47 protein-coding genes are annotated in these 23,612 nt (G+C 35.2%); 3 read left to right on the forward strand and 44 right to left on the reverse strand.

The window, feature by feature from the left end; genetic code table 11:
* Positions 1 to 61: 61 nt before the first annotated feature.
* From WFI24_RS13175 to WFI24_RS13185, 3 genes are read right to left on the reverse strand one after another with little or no spacing between them, the layout of a single operon-like run.
* Complete coding sequence (locus WFI24_RS13175; RefSeq protein WP_336761379.1) at positions 62 to 427, reverse strand: hypothetical protein; 366 nt, start codon at positions 425 to 427, stop codon at positions 62 to 64.
* Positions 411 to 776 carry a YolD-like family protein gene (locus tag WFI24_RS13180; protein WP_336761381.1) on the reverse strand — a complete coding sequence of 122 codons (366 nt, stop codon included), beginning with the start codon at positions 774 to 776 and terminating at the stop codon, positions 411 to 413. Before WFI24_RS13180 ends, WFI24_RS13175 begins: the two co-directional genes overlap by 17 nt.
* Positions 773 to 2,014: a DNA polymerase IV gene (locus tag WFI24_RS13185; protein WP_336761383.1), complete on the reverse strand. Its 1,242-nt coding sequence runs from the start codon at positions 2,012 to 2,014 to the stop codon at positions 773 to 775. Before WFI24_RS13185 ends, WFI24_RS13180 begins: the two co-directional genes overlap by 4 nt.
* A 159-nt stretch (positions 2,015 to 2,173) precedes the next feature.
* On the opposite strand from WFI24_RS13185, the gene WFI24_RS13190 reads away from it, so the two are divergent.
* A complete protein-coding gene (locus WFI24_RS13190) occupies positions 2,174 to 2,677 on the forward strand; it encodes a stalk domain-containing protein (RefSeq protein ID WP_336761385.1) in 504 nt (167 codons plus the stop codon).
* A gap of 43 nt (positions 2,678 to 2,720) precedes the next feature.
* On the opposite strand, the gene WFI24_RS13195 is transcribed toward WFI24_RS13190, so the two are convergent.
* From WFI24_RS13195 to WFI24_RS13360, 34 genes are all read right to left on the reverse strand, one after another.
* Positions 2,721 to 2,909 carry a hypothetical protein gene (locus WFI24_RS13195; protein ID WP_336761387.1) on the reverse strand — a complete coding sequence of 63 codons (189 nt, stop codon included), beginning with the start codon at positions 2,907 to 2,909 and terminating at the stop codon, positions 2,721 to 2,723.
* Between the two features lie 14 nt (positions 2,910 to 2,923).
* Positions 2,924 to 3,589: an SLOG family protein gene (locus WFI24_RS13200; protein WP_336761389.1), complete on the reverse strand. Its 666-nt coding sequence runs from the start codon at positions 3,587 to 3,589 to the stop codon at positions 2,924 to 2,926.
* Positions 3,590 to 3,818: 229 nt separating this feature from the next.
* Complete coding sequence (locus WFI24_RS13205; RefSeq protein WP_336761391.1) at positions 3,819 to 4,007, reverse strand: hypothetical protein; 189 nt, start codon at positions 4,005 to 4,007, stop codon at positions 3,819 to 3,821.
* A gap of 41 nt (positions 4,008 to 4,048) precedes the next feature.
* A complete protein-coding gene (locus tag WFI24_RS13210; protein WP_063562949.1) occupies positions 4,049 to 4,405 on the reverse strand; it encodes a hypothetical protein in 357 nt (118 codons plus the stop codon).
* 198 nt (positions 4,406 to 4,603) lie between these two features.
* Positions 4,604 to 4,828, reverse strand: a complete 225-nt coding sequence (locus tag WFI24_RS13215) for a hypothetical protein (protein WP_336761395.1) — start codon at positions 4,826 to 4,828, stop codon at positions 4,604 to 4,606.
* 191 nt (positions 4,829 to 5,019) lie between these two features.
* Positions 5,020 to 5,442: a hypothetical protein gene (locus WFI24_RS13220; protein ID WP_336761397.1), complete on the reverse strand. Its 423-nt coding sequence runs from the start codon at positions 5,440 to 5,442 to the stop codon at positions 5,020 to 5,022.
* A gap of 45 nt (positions 5,443 to 5,487) precedes the next feature.
* The gene (locus tag WFI24_RS13225; protein ID WP_336761399.1) at positions 5,488 to 5,916 is read right to left on the reverse strand and encodes a hypothetical protein; all 429 of its coding nucleotides are present in this window, start codon (positions 5,914 to 5,916) and stop codon (positions 5,488 to 5,490) included.
* Positions 5,913 to 6,191 (reverse strand): hypothetical protein, encoded by a 279-nt coding sequence (locus WFI24_RS13230; RefSeq protein WP_336761400.1) that lies wholly within the window; start codon positions 6,189 to 6,191, stop codon positions 5,913 to 5,915. The genes WFI24_RS13225 and WFI24_RS13230 overlap by 4 nt, the downstream gene beginning before the upstream one ends.
* A 19-nt stretch (positions 6,192 to 6,210) precedes the next feature.
* Positions 6,211 to 7,152: a DHH family phosphoesterase gene (locus tag WFI24_RS13235; protein WP_336761402.1), complete on the reverse strand. Its 942-nt coding sequence runs from the start codon at positions 7,150 to 7,152 to the stop codon at positions 6,211 to 6,213.
* Between the two features lie 33 nt (positions 7,153 to 7,185).
* Complete coding sequence (locus WFI24_RS13240; RefSeq protein WP_336761403.1) at positions 7,186 to 7,458, reverse strand: hypothetical protein; 273 nt, start codon at positions 7,456 to 7,458, stop codon at positions 7,186 to 7,188.
* A 34-nt stretch (positions 7,459 to 7,492) separates the two neighbouring features.
* Positions 7,493 to 7,741: a hypothetical protein gene (locus WFI24_RS13245; protein WP_336761404.1), complete on the reverse strand. Its 249-nt coding sequence runs from the start codon at positions 7,739 to 7,741 to the stop codon at positions 7,493 to 7,495.
* 1 nt (position 7,742) lies between these two features.
* Positions 7,743 to 8,021, reverse strand: coding sequence for a hypothetical protein (locus WFI24_RS13250; protein WP_336761406.1), 279 nt, complete (start codon positions 8,019 to 8,021; stop codon positions 7,743 to 7,745).
* A gap of 62 nt (positions 8,022 to 8,083) precedes the next feature.
* Entirely contained in the window at positions 8,084 to 8,239 is a 156-nt protein-coding gene (locus tag WFI24_RS13255) for a hypothetical protein (RefSeq protein ID WP_336761408.1), read from the reverse strand.
* A gap of 329 nt (positions 8,240 to 8,568) precedes the next feature.
* A complete protein-coding gene (locus WFI24_RS13260) occupies positions 8,569 to 9,081 on the reverse strand; it encodes a siphovirus Gp157 family protein (protein WP_336761410.1) in 513 nt (170 codons plus the stop codon).
* A gap of 66 nt (positions 9,082 to 9,147) precedes the next feature.
* Entirely contained in the window at positions 9,148 to 10,179 is a 1,032-nt protein-coding gene (locus WFI24_RS13265; protein ID WP_336761412.1) for a hypothetical protein, read from the reverse strand.
* Positions 10,180 to 10,211: 32 nt separating this feature from the next.
* Positions 10,212 to 10,484, reverse strand: a complete 273-nt coding sequence (locus tag WFI24_RS13270; protein ID WP_336761414.1) for a hypothetical protein — start codon at positions 10,482 to 10,484, stop codon at positions 10,212 to 10,214.
* Between the two features lie 215 nt (positions 10,485 to 10,699).
* A complete protein-coding gene (locus WFI24_RS13275; RefSeq protein ID WP_336761416.1) occupies positions 10,700 to 10,933 on the reverse strand; it encodes a hypothetical protein in 234 nt (77 codons plus the stop codon).
* A 4-nt stretch (positions 10,934 to 10,937) separates the two neighbouring features.
* Positions 10,938 to 11,357 carry a hypothetical protein gene (locus WFI24_RS13280; protein ID WP_336761417.1) on the reverse strand — a complete coding sequence of 140 codons (420 nt, stop codon included), beginning with the start codon at positions 11,355 to 11,357 and terminating at the stop codon, positions 10,938 to 10,940.
* Between the two features lie 53 nt (positions 11,358 to 11,410).
* Complete coding sequence (locus WFI24_RS13285; protein ID WP_336761419.1) at positions 11,411 to 11,665, reverse strand: hypothetical protein; 255 nt, start codon at positions 11,663 to 11,665, stop codon at positions 11,411 to 11,413.
* 32 nt (positions 11,666 to 11,697) lie between these two features.
* The gene (locus tag WFI24_RS13290) at positions 11,698 to 12,018 is read right to left on the reverse strand and encodes a hypothetical protein (protein WP_336761420.1); all 321 of its coding nucleotides are present in this window, start codon (positions 12,016 to 12,018) and stop codon (positions 11,698 to 11,700) included.
* 44 nt (positions 12,019 to 12,062) lie between these two features.
* Positions 12,063 to 12,233, reverse strand: coding sequence for a hypothetical protein (locus WFI24_RS13295; RefSeq protein ID WP_336761422.1), 171 nt, complete (start codon positions 12,231 to 12,233; stop codon positions 12,063 to 12,065).
* A 569-nt stretch (positions 12,234 to 12,802) separates the two neighbouring features.
* The gene (locus WFI24_RS13300; protein ID WP_336761424.1) at positions 12,803 to 13,513 is read right to left on the reverse strand and encodes a hypothetical protein; all 711 of its coding nucleotides are present in this window, start codon (positions 13,511 to 13,513) and stop codon (positions 12,803 to 12,805) included.
* 45 nt (positions 13,514 to 13,558) lie between these two features.
* The gene (locus WFI24_RS13305; RefSeq protein ID WP_336761426.1) at positions 13,559 to 14,224 is read right to left on the reverse strand and encodes a hypothetical protein; all 666 of its coding nucleotides are present in this window, start codon (positions 14,222 to 14,224) and stop codon (positions 13,559 to 13,561) included.
* A 28-nt stretch (positions 14,225 to 14,252) separates the two neighbouring features.
* Positions 14,253 to 14,621, reverse strand: coding sequence for a hypothetical protein (locus WFI24_RS13310; protein WP_336761428.1), 369 nt, complete (start codon positions 14,619 to 14,621; stop codon positions 14,253 to 14,255).
* Positions 14,622 to 14,897 (reverse strand): hypothetical protein, encoded by a 276-nt coding sequence (locus WFI24_RS13315; RefSeq protein ID WP_336761430.1) that lies wholly within the window; start codon positions 14,895 to 14,897, stop codon positions 14,622 to 14,624.
* Complete coding sequence (locus WFI24_RS13320) at positions 14,894 to 15,115, reverse strand: hypothetical protein (protein WP_336761431.1); 222 nt, start codon at positions 15,113 to 15,115, stop codon at positions 14,894 to 14,896. Before WFI24_RS13320 ends, WFI24_RS13315 begins: the two co-directional genes overlap by 4 nt.
* A gap of 80 nt (positions 15,116 to 15,195) precedes the next feature.
* Positions 15,196 to 15,363, reverse strand: coding sequence for a hypothetical protein (locus WFI24_RS13325; RefSeq protein WP_336761433.1), 168 nt, complete (start codon positions 15,361 to 15,363; stop codon positions 15,196 to 15,198).
* Positions 15,364 to 15,543: 180 nt separating this feature from the next.
* Entirely contained in the window at positions 15,544 to 15,840 is a 297-nt protein-coding gene (locus tag WFI24_RS13330; RefSeq protein WP_336761435.1) for a hypothetical protein, read from the reverse strand.
* A gap of 162 nt (positions 15,841 to 16,002) precedes the next feature.
* Positions 16,003 to 16,260 (reverse strand): hypothetical protein, encoded by a 258-nt coding sequence (locus WFI24_RS13335; RefSeq protein ID WP_336761437.1) that lies wholly within the window; start codon positions 16,258 to 16,260, stop codon positions 16,003 to 16,005.
* A gap of 38 nt (positions 16,261 to 16,298) precedes the next feature.
* Positions 16,299 to 16,505: a hypothetical protein gene (locus WFI24_RS13340; protein WP_336761439.1), complete on the reverse strand. Its 207-nt coding sequence runs from the start codon at positions 16,503 to 16,505 to the stop codon at positions 16,299 to 16,301.
* Positions 16,506 to 16,538: 33 nt separating this feature from the next.
* Positions 16,539 to 16,892, reverse strand: a complete 354-nt coding sequence (locus tag WFI24_RS13345; RefSeq protein WP_336761441.1) for a hypothetical protein — start codon at positions 16,890 to 16,892, stop codon at positions 16,539 to 16,541.
* A 4-nt stretch (positions 16,893 to 16,896) separates the two neighbouring features.
* Entirely contained in the window at positions 16,897 to 17,433 is a 537-nt protein-coding gene (locus tag WFI24_RS13350; protein ID WP_336761443.1) for a hypothetical protein, read from the reverse strand.
* A 33-nt stretch (positions 17,434 to 17,466) separates the two neighbouring features.
* Positions 17,467 to 17,655, reverse strand: a complete 189-nt coding sequence (locus WFI24_RS13355; RefSeq protein WP_336761445.1) for a hypothetical protein — start codon at positions 17,653 to 17,655, stop codon at positions 17,467 to 17,469.
* A 30-nt stretch (positions 17,656 to 17,685) separates the two neighbouring features.
* Complete coding sequence (locus tag WFI24_RS13360; protein WP_336761447.1) at positions 17,686 to 17,892, reverse strand: hypothetical protein; 207 nt, start codon at positions 17,890 to 17,892, stop codon at positions 17,686 to 17,688.
* A 663-nt stretch (positions 17,893 to 18,555) separates the two neighbouring features.
* Here WFI24_RS13360 and WFI24_RS13365 point away from each other — a divergent pair.
* On the forward strand, positions 18,556 to 18,699 hold the full coding sequence (locus tag WFI24_RS13365) for a hypothetical protein (protein WP_336761448.1): 144 nt from the start codon (positions 18,556 to 18,558) through the stop codon (positions 18,697 to 18,699).
* 26 nt (positions 18,700 to 18,725) lie between these two features.
* On the forward strand, positions 18,726 to 18,857 hold the full coding sequence (locus tag WFI24_RS13370) for a hypothetical protein (protein ID WP_260984592.1): 132 nt from the start codon (positions 18,726 to 18,728) through the stop codon (positions 18,855 to 18,857).
* 112 nt (positions 18,858 to 18,969) lie between these two features.
* Here WFI24_RS13370 and WFI24_RS13375 read toward each other — a convergent pair whose 3' ends face one another.
* The 7 genes from WFI24_RS13375 to WFI24_RS13405 form a co-directional block, all read right to left on the reverse strand.
* Positions 18,970 to 19,332, reverse strand: a complete 363-nt coding sequence (locus WFI24_RS13375) for a hypothetical protein (RefSeq protein WP_336761451.1) — start codon at positions 19,330 to 19,332, stop codon at positions 18,970 to 18,972.
* Positions 19,304 to 19,687 (reverse strand): hypothetical protein, encoded by a 384-nt coding sequence (locus WFI24_RS13380; RefSeq protein WP_336761453.1) that lies wholly within the window; start codon positions 19,685 to 19,687, stop codon positions 19,304 to 19,306. Before WFI24_RS13380 ends, WFI24_RS13375 begins: the two co-directional genes overlap by 29 nt.
* A gap of 225 nt (positions 19,688 to 19,912) precedes the next feature.
* Entirely contained in the window at positions 19,913 to 20,191 is a 279-nt protein-coding gene (locus tag WFI24_RS13385) for a nucleotide modification associated domain-containing protein (protein ID WP_336761455.1), read from the reverse strand.
* 16 nt (positions 20,192 to 20,207) lie between these two features.
* Positions 20,208 to 20,714: a 3D domain-containing protein gene (locus WFI24_RS13390; protein WP_336761457.1), complete on the reverse strand. Its 507-nt coding sequence runs from the start codon at positions 20,712 to 20,714 to the stop codon at positions 20,208 to 20,210.
* A gap of 72 nt (positions 20,715 to 20,786) precedes the next feature.
* Complete coding sequence (locus WFI24_RS13395) at positions 20,787 to 21,290, reverse strand: HNH endonuclease (RefSeq protein WP_336761459.1); 504 nt, start codon at positions 21,288 to 21,290, stop codon at positions 20,787 to 20,789.
* A gap of 96 nt (positions 21,291 to 21,386) precedes the next feature.
* Positions 21,387 to 22,376, reverse strand: a complete 990-nt coding sequence (locus tag WFI24_RS13400; protein ID WP_336761461.1) for an ATP-binding protein — start codon at positions 22,374 to 22,376, stop codon at positions 21,387 to 21,389.
* A 92-nt stretch (positions 22,377 to 22,468) separates the two neighbouring features.
* Complete coding sequence (locus WFI24_RS13405; protein ID WP_336761463.1) at positions 22,469 to 23,500, reverse strand: hypothetical protein; 1,032 nt, start codon at positions 23,498 to 23,500, stop codon at positions 22,469 to 22,471.
* Between the last annotated feature and the right edge of the window lie 112 nt (positions 23,501 to 23,612).

The following is a 23,612-nucleotide window of genomic DNA, read 5'->3' on the forward strand; positions in this document are numbered from 1 at the left end:
ATCATCCATTAATAATATATTTATATTATATTATCTTTGTGTTTTAATGTCAACACTCCTCCTACTTTAATTGTGTTATATCAACTCTTAAATATTCTGTCAGAATCAGAGTTACATCTACCTTCACTTTACTCCACAACAATACCATCTTATGAATGTAGCCTTTAATCGAATATTCCACATTTAGACTGTCGCTTGTCTTGGCTGCTTCGATGATTTTAATATCATTGCTTTTAAAGTAGTTTTTCAACTTATATATCTCGGTAGTCACTTTTCCTTGTATCTCATCGAGGTGATTAATGTACACAGATTTCATTCTCATATCCGAATCGGCTATTTTCTTCTTATCGTTTTCAATTATGGTCATTAGATATGGAAGTTCAACATATCTTTTCACAGCCTCTAGCTCCTCATGCGTCTGTTTCAAACGGATCTCCACCTTCAATGATTTTTACAGAAACCAAGTCATCAAAATTGAGAAGTTCATAACCTGTTTCTGTTTCCAATTTTATACTCTTTCCCGATGCACTAACTGAGGCAACTATCCCTTTAATTATCCTATTCCCATACTCATTAAAAATTTCAATGTCTGTCTCCAAAGTATACCTTAATGACATACCCAAGTTAAGGGAAATAATCTCTACTTCGTCTTCGTGTAAGATTGGTTTTGTTGTAACATTATCTTTGGAGCGATGTTCAATGATCCTTTCCTTATGTTGTGGAAGCATCATGCGGCTCGATTCCCATAATCCATTTGCTTGCAATTTTTTACTCATCTGTAGTGTCCTCCAATTTTATTTGATCTGTCTATGGCTTGACCAGCAGATGTGATTGAGCTTGCTCTGAGTATAGCTATATCTCCAAAGCGATCCTTGATATCATCCATTACTTTGTCTATGGCCCTCTTCTGTTCTTGGTCATCGAACAATGATAATTGATACGTCTCAGCGTTTGAAAGATTGGATAACGATATTCCGACTCGTCGCACAGGTTGACCATCCCAATGTTGTCTAAAAATTTGTTTAGCTATCTTACACACATCTACAGTTATATTAGTGGGATCTTGAAGTTTAACCTGTCTACTGAAGCCAGTCGGTCGATCAAAGTCTACACCCGATAAGCTCATAGTAACTACGCTACCCATCAATCCCTTTTTCCGGGCACGTCTGCAAACCTCTGTACAAATATCTTGGATTACAACATCGATCTCCCACTGTTCTGTATAGTCCCTAGGGAGTGTCATGCCATTACCAATATCCTTTTGCACACTATGAGTATTTATGGTTACTGGACTATCATCCAATCCATTCGCTACTCTCCATATAACTTCACCGTTTACGCCCCACTTGCTTCTCAGTTTTGACAGTGGAGTATTCGCAAGCTGTCTTATTGTTCGAATACCCATTTTCCACAAATGCTTTTCCATCCTAGATCCAATACCCCACATATCACGGATGGGCTTATCGCCTATGTGCTCATGTAATTCTTCTTTTCTAAGAAAGAATACTCCACCCTCAATTTTCTTCGCGATCATGTCACAGCAAAGCTTACTCATTACTTTGTTGGTCGAAATACCCGCTCTTGCATAGACTCCCGTTTCATTGTAAATCTTGTCTTGGATTTGTCTTGCCAAGTCAATCGGGTCATTACCAAATAGGTGCAGAGATCCTGTCACGTCACAAAATAGCTCATCTATGCTATAGGGTTCAACTAAGTCAGTAAACTCCTCAATAATGGACATAATTTGAGTAGAAACCTCGATATATTCTTGCATATGTGGTCTCACAATTATCAGTTCAGGACACTTTTGTAGTGACTGCCATAATGGTTCAGCGGTTGACACACCTTTTGCTTTAGCTAGAGGACATGCAGCAAGTATGATTCCTGAACGTCTTGCTGGATCTCCTGCAACTGCCAATGGTTTGTTTTTGTATTGTGGCATTTTAGCCTTTTCAACACTGGCGTAAAACGACTGCATGTCAATTAACATAATTGTCCGCTCTTTCTTCGCCATTATTATCACTCCCATAATCAAATAAGAACGTTTGTTTGTATATGTATTATACACCGAACAGACGTTCTTTATGCAACAGGAAATTTTTGTAGTTCATATAGATATTTAAGTTATATAATACAATAAGCAATCTATTTCACATAACAGAGGAGAATTACAATGAAGGACAAGTTAAAAGGTTTAGTGATCGGTATTCTGATCGGATCAGCAATTACAGGGACAACAGCATTTGCAGCTACTACCACACCAATTAAAGCAGTTATCCAGAAAGTCAGTCTTTATGTAGATGGAACTAAGAAATCCACAACGGATGCAATAACGTACAAAAACACTACATATGTACCAGTTAGAGCTATGAGTAATGCGATTGGAGAGAAGGTTTCGTTAAAAGGAGATAGCCTCTATATTGGGAAGCAGCCGAAGTTTATTGTAAATGAGGATAATGCCTACAAGTATGTGTATTCGAAAATTAAGAAAGACGTTGATAAATACAAACTTGGAATGATGGATGAGGGCTATAGTGAGGATGGGAAGTATTTTGTAGTCAGAGTATATGAAAATCATCCTGAGTACATTGTCACTTGGGGATATTACTATGTAGAACTCACCAGTGGAACAGTCTACAAGTATGACATACCTGAGAATAAGTTGATAAAACTATAGGGTGGATTTCTCCACCCCTTTTCTATTTAAAACTTGTCTTTCATCAAGACTTGTCGTCAAAGTGAATTTCGTAATAATCAGAGCATATGTCTCTTTCTAACCATGCAGATCCGTCTGCCGCACCACAATCAAACTCATACAGTTTGCCGTCTATGCCAATTCCAAATCTATAGCTCTCATCTTCCGTTAAGAATCGATCTTCAGAGCAATTCCATATTTTATACTTAAGCATTTTCACACTCTCCTTTACCCGTTGAAGCCGTACGTTACATCTAGATCAAAATCATACTGTGGCTTTAAATTATAAAGCGTCTTGCCTACTTTTCTTACATACCTACAGCAATTACCCGTACCACCCTTTGTGCCATCCCATGTTGAAATAATGATTCTACTTTTATCTACCATGTATTCATTGCGTTTCTGCATCTTTGCAACATGATAGTCACCAATAGGCACACCTTCAACTTTATACTCTGGCAGCTCATCCACATAGACAATTCCGTCAGCTACCTCAATCATCTTTTTGTACCAGTGTTGAGTTTCACGATCAGTCCATTTAATTGCTTGATTTTTGAATGGGACAGCTACTATGTTGCAGATATTTGGATAATCTGTTTTCTTCAATCCCTGAACAGTCCAGAATGCTATTTGGTCAAATCCAATTGCACCACCAGAGACAAAATTTTCAATTCCTTCGTTCTCAATCAGTTGGATTAGCACTGGTTCAAGCTTACTCTTTATGTATTTGGATTGGCTATCTGTGAGGCTGTAGCAATTTCCCAGCTTATTGGGACGATGCCCTGTAAATGAAACTGTCTTAAACTCAATCTCTTCCTGTTCTCTTCGCTCTTCACGTCTTCTGTTCATCTCTTCTTTTCCTTCAGGAGAGTTGAGATATGCGAAGTCGACCATATTTACTTAACCTCCTTCCTATATAATATCGAAGCGTTGCAGTACCGAAACCAAAATAAATGTGCTCAATACAACATAATAGTATGCTTTATGTGAGAATCTTACTTTATTCATGAAACTAATTAGACGAATCGGGAGGTACAGCAGAGCCATTGATCCCGCCATACCACCCGCAATGTTCAAATAGTTATGTACAATTTCTATAATATTCATTCAATCCTTTTTTGTTTTATTTCGTCTCTTTAATGTCTCGTCTAGTCATATAAAACAATATTGCATTAATAAGTGTGAAAATTGATGTTCGGACAATCATTTCTTGATCTGACGCAAACACATATCCAATGATAAGAGCAATTCCCCAAAGTGCTGTTGCTCCTGTTCCTAAATTAATAAATCTAAGCATAAGATTTCTATCCATATCCTCACCTCCTTTCCCTTCGAAATGTTCATTTTATCAATTTAATCGAGATACTTATAATGCATGATCACTTCGCGATAGATAGGTATTCCAAGTAAACGTCTTACAATCACATCTTCCCCTGTATAAACTTTCTTTCTAGTTATTTTACTAATCACATAGTATTCTCCATGATCCAAGTGTAAGTAATCAGTCATTACAAAGTTTCTAAGTGACTGCTTAACATAAACGGGTTCGTGATAAGGGAATTTATTACGCTCCCTAGTAGTTGACCTTAAATTGATTATCTTTGGAGTCGTGATAATGTATTCACCTTCAACGGCTGTTCTATATTCAAGCTTATATTTTTTCTGTCCAAGTATGAACTGTCCTTGTTCATTAATGTAACCTGCTCCCACAGCACATCTCCTTAAAATATGTATTTTAAATACTCTTGACTTCACTCAACGAGAAATTATAAACACTGAATCCACTTAAGTATGCATCCTGTTCGACTTTATACATAACACTTCGATTAGTAATATATCTGATGATATCATCCTTTTTGACATCTCTATCTTCAATGTAAATCCAATTACCATTAGTCAATTTTTCAATCATCGATCTTCCTCCTCTACATCATCTAGTTCGCAGCTTGAGTCAATATATAAATCAAAGCTTCGCAAGAACGTTGCCTCTGCATGGGTCAATTCTTCGTCCTCTTCTAATCTATCGTGTAACTCATTGGCTAGATCAAATAGGGAGTTCATCATTCCATCAAAACATTGATAGTTGTAATCTTCTTTCTCTTTCATTAGCAGCTCTTCCTGTTCTTTGTTCATAGTTTCATTCTCCTAATTATATGTATTTATTTATTGTGAATCCTTTGCACTCATTAATCTCATAGTTATCTTCGAAAGTATACTGAATGTTATTGTCTGGATTGCTACATGTCTCAAAACAGCCATATTCTTCTTGTTGAGATGAGTCTCCGCATTCATGCCAAAAATATTTACACTTTAGACAGATGCTGTCAGTATTTACTTTCATTAAGTTTCTCCTTATAAAAATAGTGTTCTTCTCCATTTGCATGAGTCCATCGATATATCCATCCGTCTTTTTCTAGCAAACCGATAACTTTATTAAATGACGTATACTCACTGAAACGGCAAAGTATTTGCTCCCTATTCTCAGTTGAAAATCTCCAAACTTCATCATCTAAGAAAACCGTGGCTGAAGTCTGTTTTGGTTTATTTTGTATGTCTAACTCATTGGCTACTAACAACAATTCCTTGGAGAGACTTCTCAAAGTTTCTGATGACCAATGACTTTGGCTAAACCGCAATTCATTAAATAGGTAGGGTAGATTATATAAGCTTTCGTCAGCGCGCTGTTTACTTATTTTCCCTCGTACGAAATCACCATTAAAATCAGTAATACTGTTATTTGTAAACATAATATCTCCTTCCTATTGTTAGTGAAACACGCATTTTACTGACACTTATTCCTCGTCTTTTAGTTCAATATTAACAATTGCATACTTCCCAAGATATGAAGACAAAATCTCCTCTATATTATGTCCCCCAACTGTCAAGTGTTCTGTGCTGAAATAAGAAATAGTTAGCTCTGAATAGCCCACCCAATCCACTTGAATATCCAACTCACCAATAGAACTCAAGATTTGATAATCAATTGCTTCATTATAGGAAATTTCATTATTACTTAAGTGAATTTGAACGAAAGCTGAAGGATGAGTGTAAAACTTCCATATTCCATCGTTCCCTTCGCCACAAATGCGATTATCAGACTTCTCAGGAAATTCATCTAGAGCAAATTCGCTGGCTATATACTGTCCGAGAACATCATGATTTAGCAAAATTCCTTCTACATCTTTCGATATGTACCCGCTAGCTCTAATTGTTTTATTCACACTATATCCTCCATAATCAGTTCTTCAATCCAATCCATAAATCTTTGCTTTTCTTCTTCTTTCCATTGCTCATACCGCTTTATAGATCCTAACCAAGTCGTCTTCAGTTCTACGGATTCCATATCTTCAAGGAATACTAATTGATAAACATCGAAATCAGGAGCTTCATACCACTCTTTCACTTCATATTTACTGTTGAACTTCAATTGTAAGTCATTCATTCCTCCGCACTCACTCTCACCAGAATATGCAAACAAAGCATATTTGTATTTCATTTTTTAACCCCTTTTCATCTTATTTGTTTAGAGCTACAAAAGTTCTCCATATTGACTCTTTCACATTCGATTGAGTTTGGCTGCCAGCTGCTTTAGGATGCCCTCCTCCTCCAAAATTCTTCGCAATCAATCCCAAATCAATTGAATCATGAATACCTCTGTAACTTATAGTTTCATTACCTACATCAATCATGATAATATAATCCAAATCTTTGTTGTTTAGGGCTAAATAATTCCCCATTTGACTCTGATATTGCTCTGCGAAAATAACACCAACTAAATGATCGCCAAAGTACTGCTTAAACATCTGTTTTGATTTGTTTTCCAAATATTTATTAATTTTAGTCTGTTCAATTTCCAACAACATCTTTTCGCCTTCTGTAAAATGTATAGACATGTCTTGCGTAAATCTCTGAACAAATCTATCTCTTCCAATTAAATAGAACAAATCGTTTAGCCTCTTAGCTTCATTGTCGTTATGTATTGTATGCCAATCCCATGTATCATATCGTCTAACTTTTTCAATAAAATTAAGAGCAAATGGTAGATTTATATTCTCATTCTCCCACAGGTAATTATAAAATAGACTTGTTCCAGAAGACTTCATTTCTTTTTCGCCGGGAGTAATACTCAATTCAATGTCATCAACATAAGCCCATTTGTATTCATTCAGCCATTTTGCTGTAGCGTGATGATCAATAAGTTGATAACGATTCAAATATTCTTTCTTTTCAGTGACTGAATACTCTATCAAGTCAGCCACTTCCTTAGAAACCGAAATATCTGTAATGAATACCTTGTCGTATTGCTTAAATTTCATTAGCTCTGTGAACTCTTTGACTTTTTGATCGATTTCGTTGTAGTTGCAATATTCTACATCTACCTCATCAAATGCTAAATTTGCAAGAATGGCACAACCCACTCCGTCAAGGTCTGTGTGTGTAAACAATTTAACTTTCACATTAACTCCCCCAATTTATTCATATAAGTGATATTACTTAATCAGATCACCAAGACGGATTAAAAAATGCTCGTATTCTTTCTTATCATCAGCTCTCCGGTCAACCTCTTCTGTCCATTGACTTAACAGGCTTCCGATAGGCTCTCTGTATAGGTCTTTGATATAAACATCTTGTCCCTCAATCACAAAGACAAGAGAATAATATTCACCATAAAAATACTCTAGTATTTCTTTAATTTCATCGTTGTAAACAAGAATTTCAACAACATCCAAAGTGTCAATAGATCTCATTCCTACATAGTACAAATTAATTCCTCACTTTCTAATTGAAATAGACCTTTTACTTGCTTTCTACGTCTATTTCTACAACAGTCCAACTGCGTACTGTAGCACACTTTACGAGTAATTTATCAGCCATTTTTTCAGCCCTAATTTTACTTTTGTATCTTTTTGTATTTTCGGAAATATCTCTGTCACATAAAGGATAGTAATTGAATTGAACAACATAACACTTTCCTGACCAGTAGCCATATTCGTTGCTGTAATCAACATAAGCCGATGATGATAGATGTATTACGTATTCCTTCATTTCAACCCTCCTTTCTGTAACTTTTTTTGAATGGCTCAATGAACAACCAGTGAAATCCTACATATAAAATTTTCAATAGATTCCAAAGAGCGTAAGCTGCTAATCCAATAAGGGCTAATAGAAGAATCCACATAATAACCATTCTTAATCGATCTGGCATAGTCCAGTTATCTTGTAGCCACCATATCCCATTCATCAATAACAAACCTAATCCCCATAATGCTAATATGAGTCCCAAAAATAATAGTGTCTTTTTCATTCTTTCAAGAAATTCTTTCAACTTGTACAAATCCTCCTCGAATTCATGATCTCTGTGTATCTTATTAAGAGTAGGTAAGATACCTAGATGCCTAAAATGTCCTCTAAACTAATTTCTCGCTTTCCATTTCCAATAACTATGTAAAATCCGGGCTTGTCTGATTTCTCTTCTACGGTAGCTCCATGTGACTTTGCCAGTTGAATAATCTCCTCATTAGATAACTCAATCTCATCTTTCACCTTGTGTCCTCCCATTCTAATTTTGATGAAACAGATCTTTTATGTAATTCCTTAACGCTTATCTCTTAACTCAGGAAATAGAACTATAATAACGTCTATAACTTCAACTTTCTTTCTTGTGGCATCAATAATTGAATGCAACTTAGGCGATCTATTTCTTGCTGCCACACTAATGCTCAGTTCCTCTGCTAATTCCAACATTCTCTCTATTCTGTTCCCTTGTTGCACTCTATGTATCACATCCTCTCATAAGAAAAACGGTGATGTAACAACTCGTTAAAGTTATTATATCACCGTTTTATTGATATGTATAGTATTATCTTTGTGTTTTAACTGATTCTAATGTGTTTTTTATCTGTTACAAGAACTGCACCTTCAACTTCTAAACCATTCTTAACATCCTTGAGTAAAGCTTTACTGTCGATTTTGGGATCTTGAGCTGTCTTGTATTTATCAGGAACCTTCTTGGGATCAATAATATTGATTGAAGGCGGGTTAGTCTGTAGTTTAACCTTAAAAGTACCAGCGTTGACCTTATCGATATTGCTAACCTCAAGTGTGGTCTGCATGTAATTCTTCAGCCCATCAAATTTGTTCTGTAGATATTTGCGTTTCTTCTCAAGTCGTTTTTCTTCATTCTTGAAAGCCTCAATATCGCCCTCAATATTCTTCATAAACTTAACAATGTTCTCAACCTTTACGCTAACTTCATCCTCAATTGCTTCAAGTGTTTCAATATACATTTGCAAATCATCCTCAGTCAGATCTTCATCGTCCCAAGCTATGTCTACAAAATCATTGAAGCGTCTGTACTTTTCACCAAGTTCATAAAGTTTACTCATATATAATTCTCCTCTATATGTATTATTCTTTATCAAATCTATGTTTCATGGTCTTTTCTTAAATACCTAGATCAACTTGCTAGTCAACTCAACTACTAGCTTCATCTTATCTTCTTTGTTAATGTTTAGTTTATTGATCATTTCTATTTTTGAATCGGTTCTAAAGTTGCTTTTCAGGATGAATTCTTTTTGATACTCAAAAGGAAAATTCAGGTAATAGAAATCCCCATACTGATTGTCGGTCATCTGATCTTTAAATTCTTCCGCTAAATCAGAATTCGTACTGATAAGTGAAGCATTATTTTTAACAAATGCCCTATGCACCTCAAATAACTTCTTCTTTGGTAGATAATTGAATAGTTCTTTTGCTTGCTTGTCACTGATCTGTTGGTAATCTTGAATTTTAAAGAAGTATTCTGAATGACTCTCTTTTTTAGCTATAGACTCAACGATCAGTTTGAAATATTCGTCTTGAATTAAAAGTGGGTTTAGCAAAAGCAGATTCCATGGTATTTCAACACACGACTCCTCTTCAAATAACCTTTGTAAGTTTCCTTTGTAACGACTAATGTAAGTATAGTGAAAACCCATATTATGATCATAGATGCAACCATTACACACATACATCTTATAAAGTTTACTGAAAATCATATTTAACTCATCTTCACTGTAGTCAAAAGGGAGCTTGTAGCTTTTTGCCCATTGTGGATATTCAATATCAAAAAGGTCAAACAATGTAAAAATTTTATCTTTATCGGGATAGTACTTCACAATTAGCTTAAACCACTGTGGAATTTCATTTTCGTGCATTCCATCAAAACTAATCGAGATGGATTCAAGGTTTAAATGTTTTATCAATTCAGAGATATTTTCTTTATTGATTTTAGACTGAAGAGTCTCAAACATTTCAATCTGTTCAAGCTTCTTATTTGATTGTCTCAATTCAATGATTTTTTGCTGGTATAGTTTGTTCATTTCTCTTAGTGAAGCCAATTCGTCAAAATTTTCTTTCACTCTCTTTTCAACCTCTAAGTTGACTAATGCCATGAATCTACTCTCAAAGCTCTGTTCGTTTTCATCATCATAATCTAGGTACAATTTACATCTCTCCTTACTGAGTGAGTTTCCCATCAAATCTCGCCTTCTAATTTATCCAATTCTGAGGTTGCTGCTTTAATCTGGTTATTTAAACTCTCAATACGTGCATTTAATTCTGATTTCTCTTCTTCTATAATTTTTTCGAATGCTTCGGTGCGATAAAGTAAATCTTTATACATAACCCAATCATTACCCAACTCCCACCCATACATAGCACAACTGCTCTCTTCGAAATATTGCTTATAGAATTGGAGTTGCTCTTCAATTGGCTTATTGTTCATTTCTTTAGCTTTAATTATGTTCAATCTTTATAACCTCCTCTCTAAAATCCTGATGAAGTTTACATTTCATCATCATTTCTTTTTAAATCTGCCCCGAGCCCAATAGACTGTTCTGGATGTGTACATGCTTACTATTAGACATGCTACAACTAAAGCAATGACTGGATACAAAACAATTCCTAATGGAGTGATACCACTTTTCATTTTCATGTAATCTTCCAACCAGTTTTGTCCCATACTTACTTCCTCTGATCTTTCACAAACTTATGTATCTCAATCAATTCTTTAAAATTGCGTCCCAGCATCATCTCGTCAACTTCATCAACAATCTGATACATTGCAAGTTGATGATCGATCCGCATAGCTGATGGACAATCTAAAGTATTTGGAATAGCTGCCACATACAATTCTTCACTTTCTGCACAACACTGGTCAAAGGCATTCCATAAACAATGCTTATTGTTACAATTCATATATTTATTTCTCCCATTCTAAGGTAATACAACCAAACTGATTGCTTTCTTTAAGATTGTGTCCATCTGGAACACTTAGCTTGAGTTTCTCCAGTTGATCCTGTTTATCAAACAGTTTGATAGAATTATCTTCAATGCTAAAGCATACCGACTTCTTTCTTGGTTTACTATTTATACTGCTCAAGAAGCCAACTCTTTTACATCGAAGAGAGTAGTAGCATTGACTTCCATGCAGTTTAATTCCATCATATAAATTCCCCTCGTACCTTCCCAAATGCCTTGATCTGCGGCCTTCACAATCTAATTCGGTCGTAAACTCCCATATCCCATTTACATCAAAGTTTTCTTGTTCCATTTCTTGAAGTTTACGAGTCTTTGCCTCAATTTCTTTTCTCAATGTCTCCATTTCGGTAAATTTGCTCATTTATTTGTGTCCTCCTTTTTCTGTGAAAGTCCTCTTTTAGATAGAATTAATTATTATTCTGTAATTTCAAAAGTATCCCATCCATCCAAACGAGCACTTTCAAGATAAAAGTGGATTCCATAATTATTGTTGTAATTCAATATGTCTGTGACATAATGATCATCAACATATGCCAGTAAAACAGGCCGACCATAGCAATCTTCCACGGAAGAATACATTCTGAATTTATCGCCCATCTCCAACAACTTCCCATTGACATCTCTTAGTTTTGGGATATTCTTATCATCTTCAGTAACTGAATAAATCATAAACAAATTCCTTTCTTAATGAATTTTCTATTTCATTTCGTTTTGATTTGTCTTACTGAAAACCCGTAATCATTTAATTTAGTCCATATATCCACAAACATTGATTTATAAAAGCCTCTTGCATATCTTGTGGTGCCATCCCCATAATCTGAAAATTTTTCAGGATACTCTATATCCAATGGTTCTCCCTTAGACAGTGCAAGCCTTATACAGTGGACAAACGTTCTCCCATTTCCCCTTCCCCCAATCCAAGTGATATTGCCATCTGCTAGTAAGTAATCTTTTTGAAGTATAGTTAATTTCACACCAAGAGCATTTTCAATATGAGGTAAAACTAGCACATTTATTTTCATATCTCACTCCACACTTCTAAATAAAATTGCGATTTGATCAAGAATTAATCTTCTTGAGCGTATTCAATTTCTTCGTTTAATTCATAATCAAACTCCCATTCGATAGCACCTTCTACATTAAATAGTTCATGATCAATCTGTCCAATGATATTGTCTTTATGCTGCAACTCTTCTTCATCACAAATAATGTATCCTCTGATAATTGCTTTTCTCATATTCTTTACTCTCCTTTATTGTGACTTGGCTTGAAAGCAATGAAAATCATCGTCGCACGAAAAATGTGCTTCAGTTTGAATGTTCTTTACCTTACATATGCCTTCGCCTTGAAACTTTCCATTTGTGTAATCATCTTGGTAATGGATACAGAAATCACAAATCGCTCCAACCATTTCACATTCACTATCACAAAACACAGCCATCAAACACTTTCTCCTCTCTAAATGAAATCACGATATCATTGAATCTATGAATATATTTTTTCGTACTTTGGCATAATTTTCCCCTCTATAGCAGATAATAATTGTATAAGGTACTTCATCACATTAATTAATAGAGGAGATGGTTTTATTGTCACCAGTATTCGTAACAATTAACAACTTTCAAATTCTCGTAATCACTGTTCCACCTGATGTTTTTGCCAACATCTCAATTACTCCCGAACACAAAAGTAGCAATCATTTCATATTCCTAGAAAGTGGTACTGGTAAATTTAAATCAAACAGTTACCAAGCAATAACCTTATTTTTCAAATGATATGTCTGAGCGGATACTCTCCGCTCTTTTTTTATGACCCAAATCGATCCAGTTTGTTATTCTCTAAAATCTCAATTTCCTTTTCAGTGAATCCAACACTGTTTAGCCTCAATAATACTTTACTCATTTCTTTCTGAGTAATTGTCATCCCACGCTGAATGAATCTCGGCACTCTCACAATCGTCCCTACAATGTCTCGTGCTCTTTGCTCGTTGTAAACCAAGGCATTACCCTTTAAGTACGACCAGTCACTCAACGTGTATACTCTCTTACTCTTCCAGTAGAATTGATTGTGCCTGAAATCGAACTGCTCAATGACCTCTTGTGGCTCACCGACCCATTGAGTAATAATCTGGTACTTACCAATAGAGATTGCATTGTTAGTGATAATCAATGGTAAGTCCTGATATGTGCCACCACTCATATCACTGCCATGGTATCCAGCATGACTAATAAAGTATTCTCTGAGCTCATCTACGAGCGATTCATTTACCAAGAAGAAGTCATAATCCTTTGGCTGCTTGTCGTGATATAGACTATAGATACAGCCGCCTGAAATATATGCTTCACTCTCAAACCGTTGCCACATCTGAGTTGGCAGTAACTTAATGAGATCGTTTTTGACTTCTTTCAAGTGCTTACTAATGTCGCTCAGTTTTTGTTTATGTATTTCTTCGCCACTCTTATGTATTGTCTTTCTGAAGAAATTACTCTTCAACAACAAACGCTTAATTACGTTCAATAACTCATCTCCATTTCTAAATGATATTCTCTTTTCATAGTGAATTTAATCCACAATCTCTAATCGAACTTTCTTGTTTAATGCATTAGCTCTTCTAAGTAATCCATTGATCGGAATATTGTCTATTTCATAATCAATAAAGTATCCGTCTTCATTGATTCGACAAGTGCTCCCTTCAACAAAGTCAACAAAATGCTGTTTGAATTGTTCGATGAAGCTATCAAGATCATAGCCATCATATGTAGCCTGAAAGTTTTCTTCTTCTTGGGTAATATAGCTGAAATCGAAGTAGTTCCCATTCCCATAATCATCATGGTATCTTTCAAATTTGAACTCTTTAAAGTCATAATCTTCATGGACACGTTTTAGGATTTCTTCCACTGTTTTTGTCGTATACTTAAAATAATTTGAAATATCTTCTATAGAGTTATATTCGCTCCCCCAATAACCGCTCTGATCGCTATCATCCTTAAACACTAGATGACCATTTATAGTGTACAGATCATTTTTTACAGTAATAACATAATAATTTTCATTATCTAGTTTTACTTCTATACCATGACCTTCAGAGATTGCACTCTTAACAGCTTCAATAATATCGGTCATAATGTTTTCATTTTTCTCCTCAAACAAGTAATTCTCTTCAAAGTATTTGATTGCTTCTTCTTTGCTTGAGAATGTTTTATTATCAATACTACTCACATAACTCATTCAATCACTCCAAGTATTATTTTATTGTTTAACAATACGATCCAATCTTCCGTCTAACTGTGAAACCTTGTGTTTCCAAATACTCGTTCAATTCGCGCGCGCTAATGTTTCCATTATATTTACACTCTATATCTTCAATTAAAATGTCTACTGCTTTGTCTGGTCTCTTAAATGGTTCTGTTGGTTCTGAAATCAATATGTATTTTGTAACTCCACCATCTAATTCTTCACTATGTATTTTATATCCACGTACATATAATTCTTGAATACGTGCATTGTATCGTAAAGCAATTTTGTTTAGTTCTACGTTGGTTACTCCTGAACCTCCAGCTCGTTTCAAAGCTGCAATAATCTTGTCCCTTTGAGTCTCTGTTCGCTCTATTGTCTCCTTTTTCATTTATTCTCCTTTCTTAGATCTAGCTTCTTTGAGACGTTCAGCGGCAGCTTGCTTTTGCTCCTCAGTCCATACTCGACCAGTACTCTTAGCCCGGAATGACACCTGTCCATAATCACCTTTGAAGTAATGTCCTCCATGCTCATCTACCCGTAACAATTCCAAACCAGCTTTCTTAATCTTTGTGATTACTTTGGGAGAACAACTATAAACTTCCCACTCATTCGTCTCATCGTTACAGACACAAACAGTCTCTCGCTCAATTGCCGTAAAACTCATTCAACATCAACTCCCTGTTCTTTCAAATAGTCTTCAGCTTCAATGATATAATCCATCAATTCTTCATATCTATTGCCTGTCATACTTGCACCTTCATCAACGCCTCTGCTCAAAATGGTGCAGAGTTCAGAATCTAACTCATTTGCAGCTACAACGAGATTTTTTAACATACACACCATTTTACTAACATTCACTAGCCCTATGTCGAAATCTAACACTCTCCCCGTAGGAGTAAACAGACTTTCTAAGGCTTTGGTATAGTTATTAGATTCTTCCTTGGTGAAGTCTCTGATTCTAATCAACTCCTATTAAAACTAAGTTTTTCTGCTAGTACATACATTTTTCCGTCCACTGGATCATAGCCAGCTATAATCTTTGCACCTTCAGACTCTTCTACTCGTATAAGCAGAGTTTTACCGTCTAGATCGTCCCACTTCAAAACAGGAATATCTTTAAACCAATTCACTTTGTTTCTCCTTCGAAATTATATTATTTTTAGCCTTAAAATAATCTTCTCCGTGTATTTCCTTGGCTGTTGCTTTTCCACATCTCAAACATCTGCTTACAGATCCTGACTCGTATATTTCTTCTCCACACTTATTACATTTGTCATTCAATATCTAACCCACCTTTCTTGATCAAAGTTTCATTTTATTTTGTTTTCTCTTTCTTTTACTTTAACGACAAAATCTCTGCGATTTAAAGGATTTTCCACAGTTACTTCAACATCGTATTTAGTACCTTTTGTTAAACTAAATGAATCCCTGCTATCTACAAAGTAATTTATTATATATCCTTCGCTATCTTTAAACTGTAAAATATCACCTCTGCTAGTCATAATCTGTTCCATATACTCCAGATTCCCAACAGTTTTAGTTGTCCCACAGCCTGTAGTAATCAAGATTAATACTAATATCGAAAATCCAGTCAATATTTTTCTCATAGTTCCCCTCACTATTCCAAATTCACTTTCTGTGGCCTTCCTAAGCAATGTTCGCAATCAGGTTCATTACATTCAGGTTCAAGCCACTCACCACATATTCCGCAATAATAGGAATCATAGCCTTCGTGATAGCAAGTAAAAGTAACACCTTTCTCAGTGCATTTAATGCAGCTCACTTGTTTTCATCCTTTCTAGGCACCAGTCTACGCTCATCACATTTACTTTTCCATTCATGTCCTCATTCTGAAAATATACAAATCGGTGTTCATTACCCCAAGGCATTTTTGAAAACTGTTGCTCAATCTTCTCTTTGTCTGTGATATGAACCATTTTTACTCTAATATCTTCTACTACTTCTTCGAAAATTGAGCAATTACGTAGGATACTTCCATTTTTTAAACCAATATCTACATTAAACACTTAGATTCTCCCTTCCTATTATCCATATTAGTCTAAACTTAAATTGCACCTTGAAAATGGAAATTTGGTAAAGCTTCTTTTAGTCTTGATTTAACTTTAAAATTTAACCCGTCATCCTTTTTGTCGTTTAATTGGATTTCAATATATATTCCTCCACGAGCAAGGTTGTGTGCTGTTACTGTGGCTTTTACCCCTTCTTCTTTTAAAATCTTTCTAATATTAGTTAAAATCTTGTTATTGTCCAATAACCTCACCTCTCTTTAAAATGCTGATTTCGTTTAGATTTCGACTTCAATTTCGAAATCCTTTTTATTAAATGCTTTGATCGATGCTCTCACACCGTCCTCCAGTACGCCACTATTAGATATGATTTCCTTCTTCTCGAAGTATTCATTTACCATCTCTTTTACTACACGCACCATCTCGTTCTGATCTGAAAGAAACACATTGCATCTCTCCATAAACTCTGTTTTCGTTTCTTTTTGTCGCCATTTGTGTGCAATTATGCAGTCTTGTAGTTTTACTCTTCTGAATTTATTAGGTTCTTTAAATGTAACCTTAAATTTGATTGCATCAATTTCACAGTCAAGGTTGTACCCTGTTTTAATCTTAACTTTTGCTTTAATTTTCAAAGGTTTATCCTCCCTTAATCAATGAATCAAAGTCTAACTCGCTCAATATCTTCAATAGTTTTTCTACCTTTGGAGCTCTCCACGCTGTCATTGCATATGTATGTGCCTTACTAGTGTAGTGATAGTGATTTAACTCAAGATGTCGTTTCGCTTCGGCCTTAGTCAAAAACATTGTATTGGGAGCAATAAACTCTTCCTCTTTTACAAATACCGAATCAAAATATCCATCATCGTTTAAATTGTTTGTTATGTATTGCCAGAGAAACTCAAAATCTTCATTGTTTAAATGCCATCTTAACTCATCATCTATGTCTTCCTCATAGTGCTCCTCAATGAACTCCTTTAAATGGTTAAAGTCTTCAAATACTACATGGTCACCATCGTTGAAAAAATACTGTAACTCACCGCTATCATAATCTTCGTTTCCGGGTGATTTTTTGTAATCCATGATCGTCCAGAAACGCGGTGCTGCTTGACAGTCATTCTCTTGAGTATTTAATTCTGTTTGCAGCTCTTTTAGAAATTTTAACTCTTCTTTCATTCATACACCCCTTTTCTCAGTAAATGATCGATTTTATCCTAAATCAGAATAAATATCGTATATTAATAAATCTCTCTTATTCTTATTACCTAATCCACAAATGCCGCCTATTCTTTCGACATCTAACTCACCAGATCTCTCATGCCCTAGTTTGACTTCGACGTCACTACCGTATGTATGCTCGAATTTTTTTAAATTTTCTATTAAATCACCAAGCTTCAAATTCAACTTCCTTTCGAATATCAAAATATATTAGATATCTCTTCCGTTTAGATATTCAGTATAATGGTTTGAGTTTGATGCAAATTCAGTTAATGCATCAACGAACTTACTAGCGGCCTGAACACCTTGGTCTTCAGCCAAACAAACTATACGCCACAGATCAACTGCATCCACAAGAGACAGGGTTAAGGTGAATTTTGGATCGTAGGGCTTAGGTTTTATTTCTTCAAAGTTCATTTGAACTCTCCTTTCTTGGAAAATAAAACCTTAATCCTGATGGTCATATATGTATTCAAGTTCAAACTCCACATCTAATGCCACTAATAAATTCCTTACAACGTCTCTGTCAACATCTGTATATGTGCCAACCAACTTTTCATTAACAATTAACTCTGTCCCCCATTTACCACAACAACCATCTGAACAGCTATAGTAATATTCTCGAACTACAATTTTGTTCATTTGATTATTGCAACTATTAGTGCTGCGAACGACAGTGCAATAGATATGTATAAAAGCAAGTAGATCTCAACGACACTTTTAAGATATTCTTTTTTCCATAGATACTCTTTAAATTTCTTAAACGTAGTTGCCCCTCCTTTCTATGAGAAATATCAATTTTAAAACAAATTGAGTCTACGAAGACATTATCAAATCTATAATCCAATGTGGCACCTATGATTTTCATAAAAATACGGGACTAATGTACCATAATCTAATTGACTCTTTTATTCCATTTAGTAATTTCGAATTATTTGAACTTTAAACATGAGCAAATTAAAGTTACAGAATTCTACATACACACAACATATAGTAAGAACAAATGTTTGACACAACTATATGTTGTGTAGTAATCTGAGATGGTTCCAATATTCCCCACATTAAGAGGAGGTGAAATCAATGGCTAAGACTAGCACACGTAAGGTGTCATCTGCGAAGATGTCCACTAAAGCTTCCTCGGTTCTTCGAAGCGGCTCATCTAGCAAAACTGCTAAATCTTTGGCAGGATCTGTGCTTGCACAATCTCGTGCAGGACGTAAATAAAACTAAATTCGAGAGGGGTCATCTAAATGGCTAAAAAGATTAAAATTAACTTGTCAGGTTCAAAGTCACAAATCAAAAGTCAACTGAGAAAAGCTGAGCGAGAAATTACAAGAGATATTGAAAGACAGTTGGAACGCCAGATCAATAAGTTAAGATAGTATTCTTCATAACCTTTTATCTCCTCCAGATGCCGGATAATATCTGGGGGAAACCTTATGACATAACTTTGAAGCTACTCAATTAATCGTATTACACCATCTGAAAGACTACCTACTCATATGTATTAATTGCTTTCTCAATGTCGTTTAATATCTTTTTCATTTCTTCAGCATTCTTTCCAAAAATTGAACCACCGCTTGATTTAATCTCAAACTTGAAGTTGTCCTTGTCCATCTCTGGTTCAACTGGAACGGTATTGTATATCAATGTACCTTTTGGAAAAGTCTTTTTAGTGTAGCTATCGCAATAATCTTCCTTAAGTTCTGTTAGACCTTTACAACCTCTAATTTGCTTAACACTTTTCTTTGATCTGATCCAACAAGAACCAAGTGAATTGAACTTATGAACTTCTAAAAGTAAACCATCTCTGATTCGCCATATATCCTTAATTGCGTGTGATTGTATTTTTTCCATATGTATCAATCCGTTTCTGAATCTTCTTTTTAATTCGGCTACTTTTTGTTTTCTTCATGCGTCTATTCAAATCAGGATATTTTACAAACTCTTTCTTGATCCATTTTGGGCTAAATGGCGCTTCAATCATCTCAGCTTCTACGATCGAACTTGGATTACCTACTGTCAAATTGATTCCCTTATCAGAAGTAATGTGAACATCGCCATTCGAGTGAATTTTAAAGTTTCCCAGCTCGATGCTATCTTTACTAATCTTGATGATCTTTTCTTCCTCAAACACGTCCGCTGCCAATGGTTTAACTGGTGTACTAAATCTATTTTTAACTTTTTGGATAAACTCTTTAAAATTACTCATTCGATCTCTCCTTGTTATATGAATTTATAATTCCGATGAAATACAGCTTTTACAGTAACTCAAGTCGTTTAATTAACTCCTGCACTTTAAGTCCATATTCAGTCCTACTTGCTTTTACTGCTTCAATAACCTTATCTATATCACTCTGCTTAGAGACGATCTGTTTGATCATCTCATCTACAGAGGTTTCACTTATGTATTTAACTGTTTTGAGTCTATTCATTCTTAAAATTCTTTCTGTTTTCTCAACTCAACTAAAGCAAGAGCCCCGTAACCTACCAAGTCAATAAGAGTATCTTCGATTGATTCGTCAACCTGTGCAAGATTACCCTTCATTAGATTCTCAAGTCTTCGCATTTTATCATCCATGCGAATCATTGCGCTCATCACCCCATACTTCTCAAACTGAATACTGAAGGAATTCCCGTAATCATGATTCTTTTTTTTAAGCAATGCTTCTACTTCACTACAAACATCTTCAATTCTTTGCTCTTGTGACTTCATATGTATTCATCCTCTACTAATCTATAATTCGAACTCTTACGTGTTTCCTTTTACCGAAATCGAAAGCATCTTTTTCACTCTCAAAGTAGACATCTATCTTATTCTTTTTAATTGCTCCACCTACATCTTGTACGATACGTTCACCAACGCCTTCGATGTACACCTTTGTACCTTTAGGCAACACCTTCCAGTCAGCAGCAATTGTTACTCCTTCTTTAGTCATTGCTCCACTTGCTGTCTTCCCATAATCGGGATGTCCTTTGCTTTTACCCGTACTATTTTCGTGATTAGTATAGGCGGTGAGTGTAAAATACATCCAATCATACTCTTCGTTACTCTTCTTGCTTGCAGTTGCCTTTACTTGCTTAATTTCCTTTTGAACAACTTTCTTAGACTCAACCGACTTTTCAACTTTAACACTCTCAATCTTAGTCGTGTTTTTCGCTTCTCGTGCTTGATTGGCACTTTCTAATCCTGCCTGACCAATGGACAGTGCCAACAATAGAGATAGGAGTACTTCCAACGTATCACCTTCCTGATATTTGATTATAGTAAAGCCCCACTATTTCAAGTGAGACCATATGTATTATTGATTCTAATTTCCTGCAAACTCTCCGTAATGTTTTGCTCTCATCTTTTTAGCAAATTCGTCTGCTACCTTTAAGTCATCAAACTTACCAACAATAGTATTGATTCCTTCAATTTGAATTTGTACAGTCCATTTTCTTGTTCTTTTACACCAATACACATTTCTAATGCCAGATTTACTATTCCTATTTGCTTGTGGACGATTACACATATTTTGTTTCTTATTAACTACTCTCATATTTGTAATCCTATTGTCTAGAGTGTCATGGTTAATATGATCGACATACATCAATGGGTCTTTGACATCCATAAGAAGTCTATGTAAATGAACTGTCTTTTGTTTTCTATTGCCTAGTTCGTCTCTAACCGTTTCAGTTGCTTTGACATAATAAGACTTGGTTTTATTGTCCCATTTCAAATGCCATGATAAGTTGAGTTTTTCAATTTCACTCAACTTATCGACATTAAATAGCGTTTCTAGGTGGACACCTTTCTTATTCTTAAGTTTCATATAGACAAGGTTATCTTCAATTCTATAATCGTTTCTAATTTCTTAATTATCCCTTTCTATATTTATATGATATCTGTCTTTCGTGAACTTTATGTATTAACCCTCAAGCTTATCTACTTCATCTTTAAGTTCATCCAATACAACTGCCATGACTTCTACTTGAGACTTCACAAAGTCAGTAACTTTTTTGTCCTTACCAAGATTGTTTTCAATGATTTCATTAACAATCGAACCTTTGTCATTTGCATGAAGCTTCTTACCATACTCGATGATTTTTGCTTTAAGTTTATCGAACTCCAACTCTTCACCAGTCAAAGTTTCTTTTTGCTCATCATATGTAACAGCAGTAATACCCTCAATTTCTTCTTGTTTCTCAATCGCTCTAACAATAGCCTCTTCCAGTGCTTCTGCTGTAAACTCCTGAAGCCCAGTCTGAATATAGTCAAAACGGCTACGTGCAAAGAACTTGTCTGTTTCTGCCATGAATGCTGATGACTTAATAACCTGATTCTTTTCATCCGTACCGTTGGAGCGGACATACACCACGATATCGCTATTATCAATCACTGGAGACAAAGCGCGCTTATCACCTTTAGGCCAAATCTTACCCTCTTTGTCTTCGGTTTGGTGAGCAATAAATACTACTGTAAATCCTGCTCCAATAAGTTTATCAATTTCTTCCCAATATGCCGTTTCGTACTCTTTCCATAGACCAAAACCATCTCGACCAGATGCAATTGTATCTGCCTCATACTTATCACAAATGAACTTAGAGCAATATCGAGCAGATGCTTCTACCTCATCGAAAATAATAGTTTGATAATACTCTCTTGCTTTAGCAACAGTAGATTTATGTGTGAGTTGTTTATTTACCTTCTTAAAATCGCTCCAGTTGTTAATTGCGGCAAATGGGACACCAGCAATTGCATTCAACCCTTTTTCGAATCCAAGGTAATAGGGCTTTTTAAGTCGTGTCGCTTGCTTTGTTTTACCCAAGTTGTTGCTACCATAGATAGTAATGATTTTTCCTTCAAGACCTTTTGCTACTTTGGAAACTGGTGGATTAAAGATATCGAGTGTTGACATATGTATAAAATCTCTCCCTATTATTTTATTATTTTTATGTTGGTATTGAGGCGGCTTGATTTTCAAACCGCCATTATTTATTTATGTATCAATTAAAACGGAAGATCATCATCGGAGATATCAATCGGTTTGCCATCATCAGAGAATGGATCGTCATTTTTAGGTTTTGCTTTAGTACTTTCTTGACCAAAAGGATCTTTGTCATCAAAAGTGTTGCCAAAACCATTAGAAGATTGTGATGAATTATTTCCCTTTTTCTTCTTCTCTTCCTTCTTGGCTTCAATTGCTGCATCGCGTTTTTTTAGTGCTTCTCGAATAAGGCTAGTATCAAAAGTATTCTTATCTTCATCATCATAGGGTGGAGTTCCTCCGACAATCACGTATTCACGAACATCTTTCCGGTCAATTTGTTCCTGTGGTTCTCCAAATCCAACTTCAATCAATTTTTTGGTGATGATGGTTTGATTAACAATGTTACCGAAAACTTTGACTGTCTGCCCTTTTTCATATGTATTTTGTACATAATTTACTGAAGTTGGATTATCTACGATAAAATCAAAAGGAACAATTTTCTTATAGTCATCTTTTTGTTCTTGATAGTTCACAATATATCCCTTAAGAATCAATCTTCCAGTCTCTTCACCATTGCGTGTTTCATCTTTAAGTGCTGCAATAACAATTTCAAGGGTGAACTTCGCTTGGGGCTCAAACACGTCGCTTGGAGTGACACGGTTAACAAACTTGGCATTCAATTGTGGGTAAGACTTCCATTCTCCGTCTTGTCCTACATACTCATTTTTCGCAACCTTACCATTATCGAAATTTTTGGTTGTCTCAATACGAACTTTATCGGCATTTTCGATTCCATCTTTTTCAATTGTTTTATATTCATCCCTAATTGTGCAGATTGCTTTATATAGTCCACTCACCTTATTTTCCTTTGTCATCTTAAAGGAGAATACGTTGACGGTATGTGTAGATTCTGCTGTCTCTTGAATATCGATCTCTCCGGTAATAGCATCTTTTCCATTAATCACAGTTTCCTCAATACGAATCTCTTTTACGATGCCCTCGATGTGAATGCTGTTAATTCCTTCTTGAAGTTGTTGTTTTTCGTTTGTCATTAAATTAATCTCTCCTAATATGTATTATTTTATTGTTTAATATAATCATTCCACCGTGAGTATGATTAGTTTGGTGGGCTGCGCATGGATAAAATATCTATGCTCTCACATC

The organism is Paenibacillus sp. USHLN196 (genome assembly GCF_037144955.1).
Lineage (GTDB): Bacteria > Bacillota > Bacilli > Paenibacillales > Paenibacillaceae > Paenibacillus > Paenibacillus xylanexedens_C.